The 13,743-nt window shown below is 46.6% G+C and carries 12 protein-coding genes; 3 read left to right on the forward strand and 9 right to left on the reverse strand.

Annotated elements, in window-relative coordinates:
* Position 1: 1 nt before the first annotated feature.
* Entirely contained in the window at positions 2-430 is a 429-nt protein-coding gene (locus NCY57_RS03520) for an RrF2 family transcriptional regulator (protein ID WP_015526993.1), read from the reverse strand.
* A gap of 122 nt (positions 431-552) precedes the next feature.
* On the opposite strand from NCY57_RS03520, the gene NCY57_RS03525 reads away from it, so the two are divergent.
* Together NCY57_RS03525 and NCY57_RS03530 are read left to right on the forward strand one after the other, a co-directional pair.
* A complete protein-coding gene (locus NCY57_RS03525) occupies positions 553-1,887 on the forward strand; it encodes a polysaccharide biosynthesis protein (RefSeq protein WP_173740422.1) in 1,335 nt (444 codons plus the stop codon).
* 42 nt (positions 1,888-1,929) lie between these two features.
* Entirely contained in the window at positions 1,930-2,961 is a 1,032-nt protein-coding gene (locus NCY57_RS03530) for a 3-deoxy-7-phosphoheptulonate synthase (RefSeq protein WP_015526991.1), read from the forward strand.
* 139 nt (positions 2,962-3,100) lie between these two features.
* On the opposite strand, the gene xerD is transcribed toward NCY57_RS03530, so the two are convergent.
* The 6 genes from xerD to uraA all read right to left on the reverse strand — a co-directional run bounded on the left by xerD (position 3,101) and on the right by uraA (position 9,817).
* The gene (gene xerD, locus NCY57_RS03535) at positions 3,101-3,985 is read right to left on the reverse strand and encodes a site-specific tyrosine recombinase XerD (protein WP_015526990.1); all 885 of its coding nucleotides are present in this window, start codon (positions 3,983-3,985) and stop codon (positions 3,101-3,103) included.
* Positions 3,986-4,164: 179 nt separating this feature from the next.
* On the reverse strand, positions 4,165-4,773 hold the full coding sequence (locus NCY57_RS03540) for a stage II sporulation protein M (protein ID WP_092069579.1): 609 nt from the start codon (positions 4,771-4,773) through the stop codon (positions 4,165-4,167).
* 131 nt (positions 4,774-4,904) lie between these two features.
* Positions 4,905-6,464, reverse strand: coding sequence for a ribonuclease Y (gene rny / locus NCY57_RS03545; RefSeq protein WP_021650814.1), 1,560 nt, complete (start codon positions 6,462-6,464; stop codon positions 4,905-4,907).
* A 293-nt stretch (positions 6,465-6,757) separates the two neighbouring features.
* Positions 6,758-7,246, reverse strand: a complete 489-nt coding sequence (locus tag NCY57_RS03550; RefSeq protein ID WP_022426695.1) for a regulatory protein RecX — start codon at positions 7,244-7,246, stop codon at positions 6,758-6,760.
* A 3-nt stretch (positions 7,247-7,249) separates the two neighbouring features.
* On the reverse strand, positions 7,250-8,302 hold the full coding sequence (recA, locus tag NCY57_RS03555) for a recombinase RecA (protein WP_110102526.1): 1,053 nt from the start codon (positions 8,300-8,302) through the stop codon (positions 7,250-7,252).
* Between the two features lie 264 nt (positions 8,303-8,566).
* The gene (gene uraA / locus NCY57_RS03560) at positions 8,567-9,817 is read right to left on the reverse strand and encodes a uracil permease (protein WP_022426696.1); all 1,251 of its coding nucleotides are present in this window, start codon (positions 9,815-9,817) and stop codon (positions 8,567-8,569) included.
* A gap of 188 nt (positions 9,818-10,005) precedes the next feature.
* On the opposite strand from uraA, the gene pepT reads away from it, so the two are divergent.
* Complete coding sequence (gene pepT / locus NCY57_RS03565; RefSeq protein WP_250789488.1) at positions 10,006-11,232, forward strand: peptidase T; 1,227 nt, start codon at positions 10,006-10,008, stop codon at positions 11,230-11,232.
* 183 nt (positions 11,233-11,415) lie between these two features.
* Here pepT and NCY57_RS03570 read toward each other — a convergent pair whose 3' ends face one another.
* Positions 11,416-13,041 carry a putative polysaccharide biosynthesis protein gene (locus NCY57_RS03570; protein ID WP_250789489.1) on the reverse strand — a complete coding sequence of 542 codons (1,626 nt, stop codon included), beginning with the start codon at positions 13,039-13,041 and terminating at the stop codon, positions 11,416-11,418.
* Positions 13,042-13,056: 15 nt separating this feature from the next.
* Positions 13,057-13,731: a uracil-DNA glycosylase gene (gene ung, locus NCY57_RS03575; protein WP_021650805.1), complete on the reverse strand. Its 675-nt coding sequence runs from the start codon at positions 13,729-13,731 to the stop codon at positions 13,057-13,059.
* Positions 13,732-13,743 lie beyond the last annotated feature (12 nt).

Raw genomic sequence — 13,743 nt, forward strand, 5'->3', positions numbered from 1 at the left:
ATTATTTTTCGTGTATTCTCCGGCTTTCTTCGATCAGCTCACTGAGCATCAGGGTATCCACTGCATCTGTGATGCTGTCGTTGATCCTCTTCCACACTAATTTAGCCACGCAGAGATCAGAACCCTGGCAGCCACCGTCACCTTCTGTTCCCGGACATGTTGCAGCCTCCAGGCCACCCTCCAGGACACGAAGGATATCTCCCACTGAAATCTCTTCTGCCGGTCTTCCAAGAAAGTATCCTCCGGCTGCGCCGCGGACACTCTTCACAAGGCCCGCTTTCTTCAAAAGTGCCATCAGCTGCTCCAGATAGCTGACTGATATATTCTGACGGCCCGCAATACTCTGAAGCGAGACCGCTTCTTTTTCACTGTAAAGACCAAGGTCTATCAAAGCCTTAAGTCCGTATTTTGCTCTTGTTGACAGTTTCATCCGCTCACCTCTTTTTCAATTCCCAGTGTTTTCCTCGGATTTCATGTTTACTCTATCAGAAACATATGGTTCTGTCAAGACTAACTTCTTCATATACTGACAAAAAAGACTCAAGGTTATCCATGTCAAAAAAAATATTTCTCAAAGGAACCCTGATTCTTGCCTGCACAGGCCTTATCAGCCGTATCGCAGGTTTCTTTTATAGAATATTCCTCTCCCATGCCATTGGTGCGGAAGGTCTTGGTTTGTATCAGCTGGTTCTTCCTCTCCAGGGACTTATGGCCGCTTTATCCTATACAGGGATCCAGTCTGCCCTTTCACGCCTGATCGCGTCCAGACTTGCCCTTCAGGAGAAAAAGGAGGCACGTTTTTCGCTTGTCACAGGAACACTTATGGCTGTCTTTTTTTCTGCTGCAGCCGGTTTTCTGCTTTTTCAGCACGCATATTTTTTTGCTTCCGCAATTCTGAAAACACCGCAGACTGCCGGTCTTCTTCGCATAACAGCTGTCAGTATTCCTCTCTGTGCCATTCATTCCTGCATTGACAGCTATTATTATGCCCGAAAAAAAGCCTCTGTTCCGGCAGCCGTGCAGCTTTCGGAGCAGTCTGCCCGGATCGGCACTACCTATATCCTGTATCTGATCTTTCTTTCCGAAGGACGTCCGATCACTGCATTGATCGCAGCGGGAGGTTCCCTTGCCGGAGAGACTGCCGCTTCGCTAGTGTCGCTGCTGGTAGTTTCCTTTCATTTCGGAAATCACCCTGTACACGAAAAGACTCCCGTCAGGATCTTTCCGCTGATAAAGGACCTTTTCACACTGTCTTTTCCCATTTCCCTGAACAGGATCCTTCTGACACTTCTCGGCAGCATAGAAGCGGTCCTGATCCCACAGATGCTTCTGCGTTCCGGCATGACAGCCTCAGACTCACTGAAGATCTATGGGATCTTTACAGGAATGGCACTGCCCCTGCTCCTGTTTCCTTCCACACTTACGTCTTCCGCCGCTGTAATGCTGATGCCTTCCATCGCACAGCTTGATGCACTGGGAAAGCAGAAGCAGATCCGCCGTGTCACAGACCAGACCTTTTTTCTGTGCATGTTCCTGGGATTTCTATGCGGAAGCGGATTCTTTCTTTTTGGCCCATTCCTCGGAACATTGCTTTTTCACAGCCAGACTGCCGGAATCTACATACGGTATCTGTCTTTTATCTGTCCTTTTCTTTATACAAACACCATGCTCACCAGCATCCTGCAGGGACTTGGAAAACCGGGGCTCTGTCTGATCCACAGTATTGCCGGCATTCTCATCCGTATTTTCTCCGTTGTTTTTATAATTCCGGCAACGGGGATCCGAGGCTATTTTTACGGAATTTTTCTGGGTGAGCTGCTGCTTACTCTTCTACACGTGAAAGCGCTAAAATTTCCCTATCGACAATCGGCCAATAATCGTTTATAATAAATAATCGAAATGTCTATAGTTATGGAGGAATAAAGTACTATGAGTTTTGAATTCATAAAAAAACTGCCAACTCCTGAGGAAATCCGCAATCAGTATCCGCTCGATGCTGAACTTCAGGCACTCAAGGAGAAACGCGATGCTGAGATTCGCGACGTTTTCACCGGAAAATCCGATAAATTCCTCGCTATCATCGGACCATGTTCTGCAGATAACGAAGATGCCGTATGCGATTATCTTTTAAGACTTCGCAAAGTTCAGGAAAAGATCGAGGATAAAGTCCTTATCATCCCGCGTGTTTACACAAACAAACCACGTACGACCGGTGAAGGATACAAGGGAATGGTCCATCAGCCGGATCCTGAGAAAAAACCGAACCTTCTTGCCGGACTGATCGCGATCCGCAAGATGCACATGCGTGCTATCCGCGAAAGCGGCTTCACCTGTGCAGATGAGATGCTTTACCCGGAGAACTACCGTTATCTCTCTGATCTGCTTTCCTACGTTGCTGTAGGCGCACGTTCTGTTGAAGATCAGCAGCACAGACTCACTGTCAGCGGCATGGATGTTCCGGCTGGTATGAAGAATCCTACCAGTGGTGACTACAGCGTTATGCTGAACTCCATTGTTGCAGCACAGGGCGCTCATCGTTTTATTTACAGAAGCTGGGAGGTTGAGACCACCGGCAACCCACTCTCTCACGCAATCCTTCGCGGTGCGGTAAACAAGCATGGGGAAGCGATCCCGAACTACCATTACGAGGATCTTCGTCTTCTCTATGACAAATACCATGCAAAGAACCTTGCCAACCCGGCAGTGATCGTGGATACCAACCACTCCAACTCCAACAAGCATTACGAGCAGCAGGTTCGTATCGCAAGTGAGGTTCTTCACAGCCGTCAGGTAGATCCTGAGCTTCACTCCATGGTAAAGGGTCTTATGATCGAGAGCTATATCGAGCCAGGCAACCAGAAGATCGGTGGAGATCACATCTACGGAAAATCCATCACAGATGCCTGCCTTGGTTGGGATGAGTCTGAGAAGCTGCTTTACACGATCGCTGAAAATTGCTAAGTTCTGTCTGATCTGCAGTTCAGGAAACGGATATTTGTGATCCTTTTACACTTTATGTTCAAAAAAAGAACCGGCATTCTTCCATTTTGGAAGCTGCCGGTTCTTTTTTGAACGCGTTTTTTATATTATTTCTTACAGATCAATGCCTCGGATGTGCTTTCATATATACGTCTCGCATTTTCGCAACGCCAAAATTCAGATAGACCTGTGTGGTGGAAATATCCGAATGTCCAAGCATTTCCTGCACACTCTTCACGTCCGCTCCATTCTGCAGCATATGTGCGGCAAAAGAATGTCTCAGTGTATGCGGCGTGATATCATGCTGGATCCCGGCTTCCTCTGCATATCCCTTCAGAACCTTCCAGAATCCCTGTCTGCTCATGGATTTTCCTGAACAGTTGGTAAAAAGACTCTCCGTCTCATTTTCTTTCACAAATTTTCCACGGGCTTCCTTCAGATATTTCTCCATGGCTGTTTTGCATACATTTCCTATCGGGATCACCCGTTCCTTATCCTCATCGTGACAGACTACATAACCAAGCCGCAGATTGAGATCCTCCAGATTCAGCCGCAAAAGTTCACTGACACGCATTCCTGTAGCATACAAAAGCTCCAGCATGGCACTGTCCCGGATTCCCTTCGGTGTATTCAGATCCGGCTGTTTCAAAAGGCGGTCTACCTCATCCACAGTAAGGATCTCCGGCATCCGCTTCTCAACCTTGGGCGGCTTCAGTTCCAGAGACGGATCCCTCTCGATCCTGTTCTCCTGATAAAGATACTGAAACAAGGCACGGATAGATGCTACATTTCTGGAGATCGTTGAGGAAGCGAACTGTCCTCTCTCCATATAGCTGAGATAGCCTTCCAGCTCCAGTTCTCCTACATCTCGGATATCATAGATCCCACGATCTGCAAAATACACTGCCATCTTCTTCAGGTCTCTCTGGTAAGATACTTCTGTATTATGTGACGTCCTTTTTCTATTATGTAAATATGTAATAAATTCCCGTATCTCTATGTCCATTTCTCTGCATCCCGTTTCTCTAAAATCATACTCGTTTATGACTGAATTATACTGTGAATTTTACATAAAATCAAACAGTTTTTCATCGTAAAACCGCACAATTTCAACACTTTCCGGCACAAACCACCAAATATCGCAGATTTTATGGAAACCATCACTAGATATTGTGGAAATTTTCCTCAAAAAAATTTCAGGCCCTTTATAACTTTTTCTACGATCCAAGGATTCAGAAAACTTTCTGCGAGGATTCCTCCTGTATACAGCAGAAAAACTGTGATCCCCTGCCGAAAATAAGCCCCTGTTTTCTGCGGCACAAGTCCATAATTTTTCCAGATCCCATACGATTGTCTGTATACGATACCTGCAAGATAAAAATACGCCGGAATATAGACCAGATACTGCGGCATCAGAAGTCCGGCGCCGGCCACACCGCCATAAATACCAAATTCCAGAACCGATAATGCCAGAATCATTCCTGTCTCCATTCCCAAAAACAGCATATATGCGACCGTCAAAGGCACTCCGAATATTGTAAATCCGCATAAAAACAACAGAAGAAAAAAACCTCCTCTTCGTCGCAGCACTTCCAGGAAATAAGCTCCGCCGGAAATATCTTTTCCTGCAAAGCTGCGGATCAGATAAAAAGAAGCCAGGGTTTTCTGTTTCCACTCCATTTTCCAGATCAGATTCGGCAACACATTTCCCGCAAAAAATCCGGTCATAAAAAGAAGCTCCGCCGGAAAACGTCCGGCATTTTTCCACTTCCGGTTCTCTGTCTTACTCTCCATTTACTCACCCTGTACCAGTTTACGCCTGTTTTTCCAGTAATATGACCGTTTTTCCACATGACAAAAAAAGGCCGGCCAGCTAAAAAGCTGTCCGGCCTTTGATATTTCCAGAACTTTCTTCCATTGAAAGCTTATTTTGCGTAGTCAACCGCTCTGCTTTCACGGATCACATTAACTTTGATCTGTCCAGGATACTCAAGCTCTGCCTCGATCTGCTTTGCAATATCTCTTGCAAGGAGAACCATATCTGCATCACTTACATGATCCGGCACGACCATAACACGAATTTCTCTTCCTGCCTGAATAGCAAAAGATTTCTCTACACCCTTGAATTCATTGGTGATATCCTCAAGCTGTTTCAGACGATTGGTATAGGTTTCCAGGGTCTCACGTCTTGCTCCAGGTCTTGCTGCGGAAATTGCATCAGCAGCCTGTACAATACACGCGATCAGAGATTCCGGCTCCACATCACCATGATGAGACGCAACCGTGTTGATAACGATCGGGGACTCCTTGTATTTCTTGCAGAGATCTACACCGATCTGAATATGAGAACCTTCTACCTCATGGTCAATGGATTTACCAATGTCATGAAGAAGTCCGGCACGCTTGGCCATACGCACATCCACACCAACTTCTCCTGCAAGAAGTCCGGAAAGCTGTGCAACCTCAATTGAATGTCTCAGAGCATTCTGTCCATAGCTTGAACGGAATTTCATACGTCCAAGAAGCTTCAGAAGTTCCGGATGGATTCCATGTACCCCTACATCCATGGCAGCATTCTCACCGTCTTCCCGGATCTGTGCTTCCACTTCTTTCTGGGCTTTCTCTACCATCTCTTCAATTCTTGCCGGATGGATACGTCCATCCACGATCAGTTTCTCAAGAGCCACTCTGGCGATCTCTCTCCTGATCGGATCAAATGCGGAGAGTACCACTGCCTCCGGTGTATCATCAATGATCAGATCCACACCGGTAAGTGTCTCAAGTGTACGGATGTTACGGCCTTCACGACCGATGATCCTTCCCTTCATTTCATCACTTGGAAGCTGTACCACAGAAATCGTTGTCTCGGAAACATGATCCACTGCACATTTCTGAATGGCATTGACTACATATTCCCTGGCTTTCTTATTGGCATCTTCCTTGGCTCTGTTCTCAAGCTCTTTATAGAGTCTTGCAACATCCACCTTTACGTCATCTTCTACAGATTTCAGTAATTCTTCTTTTGCCTGTTCGGAGGTAAGACCTGAAACTCGTTCCAGTTCCTGTACTCCTTTTTCCTCAAGTTCATTTACTCGTTTTTCTTTTTCTTGTAACTCGTTAAATTTCGCTGTACATTCCAGCTCACGCTTCTCCACTGCATTGGCTTTTTTGTCAACAGATTCCTCTTTTGACAAAACTCGCTTTTCGTATCTCTGCAGCTCGTTTCTCCGTTCCTTGGTTTCCCTTTCCAGTTCATTTTTAGTTCGCAGAGATTCTTCCTTTACTTCAAGTAAAGTTTCGCGTTTCTTGGTCTCTGCTGCTTTCAATGCTTCATCAAGAATATTCCTTGCCTTATCCTCTGCTGTACCTATGATTTCCGCATCCTTGCGTACTTTCTTGTCAACAGCAACCTTGCAAGTAACAGGAACTGCAATAAGTAGCGTGACTACCACAGCGACAATAACACCGATAATTGTGCCTGCCACAGGAGCACCTCCTTATTTAGTTTTCATTGTACAAATACAACAATACAAGTTTAGCTGTTTTTCACATTTATGTCAAGTTTTTCTCATGAAAAAGCAGATTTTGGTTAGCATATATAAACTGGCTCTTTTTCTCCGCAGAGTTATTGTTACTGTTCACTCCGTTCTCAGTAACACGCTTCGCGATGCACAGAATTTATGCTGATCGCATAAATTCGCGCGGTATGTCTCGGGTTTTCTGTGACCTTCGCTCACAAAAAACACCTCGCGGGACATTACCGGTGAACAGTAACGAGTTATTCCATATCACGGTTCACCCGGATGTTCATTTCTTCCAGGGTATGGGAAATATCCTCATACCGGAACGCTCGTCTGGCCAGATATCCATACAACCTTCGCATCTGTCCTTCATCAAGCTCTGTGTCCGGCGCATATTTCTTTTCGATCGTCCTGCGTAATACCTCCCGCTCGTCCGGTTCCATAAGCTCTTCCATCTCATTCCAGGCATCCAAGGCAGTCTGACGGTCCACACCCTTTAACTGAAGTTCCGAGAGGATCTTCTGACGGCTCCTGGTTTCCATGCGGAAGGAGATATAGGTTCTGGCATAACGGGCATCGTTGATGTACCCATAGGACTTCACATAAGCAATGGCATCTTCTACTGCCTCCGGTGAAAATTCAGCCTGACGGAGTTTATCCGTCAGGCCTTTCTCTGTGCGGTCCATATGTTCCAGAAGCCGCATGGCTTTCTTTCTTGCACGGTTTCGTTCTTCCAGATCCAGCATGGATTACTCTTCCTTCTCTGTATCTTCTGCCTGTACTGCTGCTTCTGCTGTCTCATCTGCCGGATCCAGATGATAATGTACACGAACCTTCTTCTCGATCTCATCGCGGATCTCCGGATGCTCTCGCAGGAATAATTTGGCATTCTCACGTCCCTGTCCGATCTTATCCCCCTCATATGCATACCAGGCTCCGCTCTTGTTTACGATGGAGCATTCTGCAGCCAGATCCAGGATATCTCCCTCTCTGGAAATACCGGTTCCGAACATGATATCAAACTCTGCCTGCTTAAATGGCGGAGCGACCTTGTTCTTAACTACTTTCACACGGGTGTGGTTTCCGACCATCTCACCACCCTGCTTCAATGTTTCCACACGGCGTACATCCATACGGACAGATGCATAGAATTTCAGCGCACGTCCACCGGTTGTAGTTTCCGGATTGCCAAACATCACTCCAACCTTTTCACGAAGCTGGTTGATAAAGATCACCACGCAGTTGGACTTGCTGATAACAGCTGTCAGTTTACGGAGTGCCTGTGACATCAGACGGGCCTGCAGACCTACATGGCTGTCTCCCATATCTCCTTCGATCTCAGCCTTGGGGACCAGGGCTGCAACAGAGTCCACGATCACGATATCCACAGCACCGGAACGTACCATAGTCTCTGTGATCTCCAGCGCCTGCTCTCCGTTATCCGGCTGTGAAATATAAAGGTTGTCGATATCAACACCTATACTCTTGGCATAAACCGGATCAAGAGCATGCTCCGCATCGATAAATCCTGCGATTCCGCCTCTCTTCTGCACTTCAGCGACCATATGTAAGGCTACCGTTGTCTTACCACTGGACTCCGGTCCGTAGATCTCCACGATACGTCCCTTGGGAACACCACCTACACCAAGGGCGATATCCAGGCTTAAGCATCCTGTGGGAACTGCCTCCACCTGCATATGGGAACCGGAATCTCCAAGCTTCATAACAGAGCCTTTACCGAACTGTTTCTCAATATTTCCAAGAGCCGCTTCCAGCGCCTTCTGCTTCTCTTCACTGATCATTATGTAATCTCCTATTCTTTATTCTCTTTCTAATCAGGTTTCCTTTAATCCGAACCTTTGTTCGTGTTTTCTGTATTACATAGTATTATAAAACGGAATGATTGTCAATAAGATACTTGAAAATCCCTCTGTTTTTTTGTTGACAGGATCTCTGAAAATCCGACAAAAGGCTTCCCATACATGATTTCTTTTTCCTCTCTGAATGCAAAAAAGCAGATAAAAAGATTTCCCTCTTCATCTGCTTTTTATGCAATATATTTCCTGTCACTGATCGTTGGTCAGCTTCAGTTTGTCCAGAATATAGAATACAAGGCTTAATGCCATGGCAACCACACATGCCAGCACCATACCGGTAAGCTCAACATTTCCAAGCTTCAAGGCAATTCCGGAAAGACCTACAACAAAGACAACGCTTGTCAGCGTCAGATTTCTGGACTTACTGTAATCCACGTGATTGTCAACCAGCATACGAAGGCCGGAGGTTCCGATCATTCCGTAAAGAAGGAAGGAAATCCCACCGATCACCGGACCTGGAATGGTACTGATCAGGGCTGCCAGTTTACCAAGGAAGGAACAGCAGATAGAAAGCACTGCCGCACCACCGATCACCTGTACACTGTAAACCTTTGTCACTGCCATGACACCGATGTTCTCACCGTAAGTAGTTGTCGGCACAGAACCAAGGCATCCGGAAACTGTGGTAGAGAAGAAATCTGCAAACAGGGATCTGTGGAGACCCGGATCTTTCAGAAGATTTCTTCCAACGATCTTTCCAGTTACGATCTGATGGCCGATATGCTCGGAGGTTACCAGAAGCAATGCCGGAAAGATCGTCATAATGGCCTCAAAATTAAATTTCGGAGATGTAAAGTTGGGAAGAGCCAAAAATGCCGCTTCCCTTACCTGTGTAAAATCCAGAAGCCCGCATGCACCTGCTGCCACATATCCCACAATGATCGCGATCAGGATCGGAATCACAGAAAGGAAGCCCCGGAACAGGATCTGCCCGAATACCGCAACTCCAAGTGTGACCAGAAATACGATCACATTCTTCGGATCTACCTTCTCATCCAGAAGTCCTGCCGTACTTGCTGCATTTCCCGCAAGTTCCAGACCGATCAGTGCCACTACCGGTCCCATTGCCGCTGTAGGAAGCACGATATCGATCCAGTCTGTTCCGCACTGGCGGACGATCAATGCCACGCACATACCAGCAATACCCAGAACAACGAAACCACCAAGGGCATACTCATATCCATACTTGCTGATCACCAGAAGAGCCGGTGAAAGGAAGGCAAAACTGGAGCCCAAATAAGCCGGTGCCTTTCCTTTTGTGATGAAAATAAAAAGGAGTGTTCCCACACCATTCATCAGAAGCACAATAGCCGGACTGATACCAAAAAGGAATGGCACCAGTACGGATGCTCCGAACATGGCGAACATATGCTGGATACTTAACGGTATCAGCATCTTTGCAGGTACTTTTTCTTCGACCTGTATGATTCTTTTTTCCACTCTCAAATCCTCCTGTTTTTTATTATCTCACAGATTATAGCACAGGTTTTCACATCGTGGGATATTTTTTCTGAAAATATACGGATACTGTGTGGTATACTGTTATTATCTCCGGAAAAACAGGCGGATTCCATAAATACAGCTGCCGTCTGTTCCGGAAGGAATTTTTCAGAAAGGAATATTCTTCTATGAAAGCATACCAACGACTTCTATCCTATGTAAAAATATCCACCCCCAGCAATGAAGAAAGCTCTTCTTCCCCCTCTTCCCAGTGCCAGTTTGACCTGGCCCGGCTTCTTGTGGAGGAACTGAAAGGCCTTGGGATCTCTGATGTGTCTCTGGATGAACACTGTTACGTTTATGCACATCTTCCTGCTACCGAAGGTCTGGAGCACTGCAAAGCACTGGGCTTTATCGCTCATATGGATACGGTTTCCGATTTCTGCGACCATGCAGTCACACCGGTGGTCACAGAAGATTACGATGGAAAAGAGCTCCCTCTCGGCACAAGCGGCAGAACTCTTTCCCCGGAAATGTTCCCCCATCTTGCTTCACTTGCCGGGCGTACCCTGATCACCTCAGACGGAACCACGATCCTGGGCGCAGACGACAAGGCCGGCATTGCAGAGATCCTCACTGCGCTGGAGCATATCCTTACGGAAAAAATACCTCACGGACCTCTCTGCGTTGCTTTTACTCCGGATGAAGAGATCGGCATGGGACCGGCCCACTTTGATGTAAAAAAATTCGGTGCGGATTATGCATATACCCTGGACGGTGATACAGAAGGCGAGATCCAGTACGAAAACTTTAACGCCTGCAGTGCAAAAGTAACCTTCCAGGGTGTTAATGTACATCCCGGTTCTTCCAAAAATACCATGATCAACGCAGCCCTCGTTGCCATGGAATTTAACTCCATGCTTCCGGCAGCGGACACTCCCAGGAATACAGAAGACTACGAAGGATTTTTCCATCTGTGTTCCATGAAAGGAGATGTTTCCCAGGCTGAGCTTCAGTATATTGTCCGGGATCACGATGCCGCTTCTTTTGAGATCCGTCAGCAAACGCTCACACATATCACGGAGATCCTCAATGAAAAATGGGGGGAAGGTACCGTAACTCTTACCATCACCCAGCAGTACCGCAATATGAAAGAAATCATCGATACCTGCCCATGGCTGATATCTCTGGCAGAGGAAGCCTGCCACAGCTACGATGTCACACCGCTGATCCTGCCTATCCGCGGCGGCACAGACGGTGCACAGTTAAGCTTTATGGGACTGCCCTGCCCGAATCTCGGAACCGGCGGACATGCCTATCACGGGCCTTATGAGCATATTACAGCAGAAGGAATGGATGCCGCTGTGAACATTACTTTGGAGATCATAAGACTGTTTTCACAGAAAAAAGTCTAAAAGGAATCCATTCTTCAAAAGCCTGTATTTCCAGAGACCTGATACAATAAAAAAATACTCACAGATCCTCCGGCTGGAAATCTGCCGGAACAAATCTGTGAGTATTTTTTTCTATGCTAGCTGTGTTCACTTTAAGTTCTGCACCGAATAACTGTATTGCCGTTTACTGATCGGACTTACAGATCAGATGATCTTCATCATTCTCGCCAGTTTCTTCATATATCTTCCACCAGGCATCATACCCAGTTCTTCTTCACCGGGCTTGCTTACAAACAGATATACAATAAAGTATACAACTGCTGCCAGGATCACAGAAATACCAAGGCAGATCACATTGGAATGGATCAGTGCATACAGGCCGTAATACACCACTCCCGCAACGACTCCCATCGGGATAGATGCCAGGAACGGGCTTAAATAAGCACTTCTCCACGGATTCTTATAGCCCATATATTTCTTGATGGAACGATCATTGAGAAGACACATCACAACTGCATAAACGATCTGGGCAATGACAATGGTATAAACACCAAGATTGGTAAATACCAGAAGCAGGGCCATGGCTATCACATCTGCCACCAGTGCAATGGCTGCATGGATCATCGGGAGCTTCGGCTTGCCGATTCCCTGAAGTACACCGTTGGTGATATTGGAGTTGCCATTCAGGATAATGGTGATTCCTCCCAGGATCAGAAGCTGTCCGCCTACGCCATTGGTTCCCGGGAAGATCAGTCTCGTGATCGGTCCGGAAAGAACTGCAAGACCTACTGCCGCCGGAATGGAGATCAGCATACTGATCCATGTGGCACGGTCTGTCTTCATATTTGCACCTTCAATATCGTGCATTGCATAATGCGCGGAAACCTCAGGGATCATAGATGTCGGTGCTGTACTTGCCAGGGTAAGCGGGATATTGATCAACGTCATATAATATCCGTACTCGGAATACAAGGTCTGGATCACGTCCTTGGCAGCACCCTTGATATCCATGATACCGGAATACATATAGCTGTTGATATATCCGTTTACATTATAAATAAAAGCACTGAGAATGATCGGCATGATGATGAGCACGATATTACTCATTACATGACCCATACTCTCATTTATAGAATGGCGGTCATTGACGATCCTTTTCCGGATGATCTTACGGTTTACCCCATAAACGATCAGCATAAAGATCAGCGCAGAAGCCACACCTGCTCCGGTACCCATGGTAGCACCTGCCGCACCCCAGCGATGGACCAGATCCATATCTCCTGTTGCGGAAAAATGCTGGATAAATACATGTGACATCAGAAGCGCAAAGGTTGCCACAAAGATCTGCTCAATGATCTGCGAGATCGATGTAGGCATCATATTGCGGTATGCCTGGAAATATCCACGGAATACACCGCAGAGACCGGACATGAAAATTGTGGGCGCAAGCATCTGCAGTGCCAGACGGGCGTTCGCCATACTGTCGGGAACTAGGATTCCTGCACCAAATACACAGATCAGCGCCACGATACCGCCGGCAACTGCCGCATAGATCAGTGCACCGTAAAATACCTTCTGTGCATCCTTATATCTGTGAAAAGCGATCTTCTCCGCCATGATCTTGGATACAGCCTGAGGAATACTGAAGGACGCGATCATCAGCAGGATAAAATATACATTCTGTGCAAACTGGAAAAGTGCAAAGCTCTGACTTCCCAGTGTAGTTGAAAGCGGACTCTTGTACAGCATTCCGATGATCTTGGAGATCAGCGCCGCAACCATAAGAAAAGATGCGTTTTTCACAAGTGTGTTATCATTTTTTTTACCCATTTTACTTTCCCTAACTTAAATATTCTCAATCTGCCAGTCAACAGGTTCTACCCCATTGGCTTTCAAAAATTCATTAGCCTTGCTGAAATGCTTGCATCCGAAAAATCCCCGGTAGGCAGAAAGGGGACTTGGATGTGGTGCTTCCAGGATCAGATGCTTCGGATTATGAAGCATGGATGCCTTCATCTGAGCAGGCCGCCCCCAGAGAAGAAACACGATCGGGCGATCCTCCTGGTCCAGAATCCGGATGGCCGCATCGGTAAACTGTTCCCAGCCGATCCCTCTGTGGGAATTGGCCTGATGTGCACGTACAGTCAGCACTGTGTTCAAAAGAAGCACGCCCTGCTTTGCCCATTTTTCCAGATTACCGTTGTTTGGGATATAACATCCCATATCATCCTCAAGTTCCTTATAAATATTCACTAGAGATGGCGGTGTTTCCACACCTTTTTTTACGGAAAAGCAAAGCCCATGAGCCTGTCCGTCATTGTGATAGGGATCCTGTCCCAGGATCACAACCTTTACCTGATGCAGAGGCGTAAAATGAAACGCATTGAACATATCTTCCGGCGGCGGAAAAATCTTTCTTGTTCTGTATTCTGTCATCACGGTTTTATAAAGTTTGGCATAGTAGGGCTGATGAAACTCACCTTTCAGTGCCTCCTGCCAGTCTCCTGCTATAGGAGCCATATCTATCACCTC

The organism is Blautia sp. MB18-30, from assembly GCF_023669475.1.
GTDB lineage: Bacteria > Bacillota > Clostridia > Lachnospirales > Lachnospiraceae > Blautia_A > Blautia_A fusiformis.

Coding starts and splice junctions, on each gene's coding strand:
- NCY57_RS03520 (WP_015526993.1), bottom strand. CDS start 430: ATGAAACTGTCAACAAGAGCAAAATACGGACTTAAGGCTTTGATAGAC.
- NCY57_RS03540 (WP_092069579.1), bottom strand. CDS start 4,773: ATGGAGAGTAAGACAGAGAACCGGAAGTGGAAAAATGCCGGACGTTTT.
- NCY57_RS03570 (WP_250789489.1), bottom strand. CDS start 13,041: ATGGGTAAAAAAAATGATAACACACTTGTGAAAAACGCATCTTTTCTT.
- ung (WP_021650805.1), bottom strand. CDS start 13,731: ATGGCTCCTATAGCAGGAGACTGGCAGGAGGCACTGAAAGGTGAGTTT.
- recA (WP_110102526.1), bottom strand. CDS start 8,302: ATGATCAGTGAAGAGAAGCAGAAGGCGCTGGAAGCGGCTCTTGGAAAT.
- NCY57_RS03525 (WP_173740422.1), top strand. CDS start 553: ATGTCAAAAAAAATATTTCTCAAAGGAACCCTGATTCTTGCCTGCACA.
- xerD (WP_015526990.1), bottom strand. CDS start 3,985: ATGGACATAGAGATACGGGAATTTATTACATATTTACATAATAGAAAA.
- NCY57_RS03550 (WP_022426695.1), bottom strand. CDS start 7,246: ATGCTGGATCTGGAAGAACGAAACCGTGCAAGAAAGAAAGCCATGCGG.
- NCY57_RS03530 (WP_015526991.1), top strand. CDS start 1,930: ATGAGTTTTGAATTCATAAAAAAACTGCCAACTCCTGAGGAAATCCGC.
- pepT (WP_250789488.1), top strand. CDS start 10,006: ATGAAAGCATACCAACGACTTCTATCCTATGTAAAAATATCCACCCCC.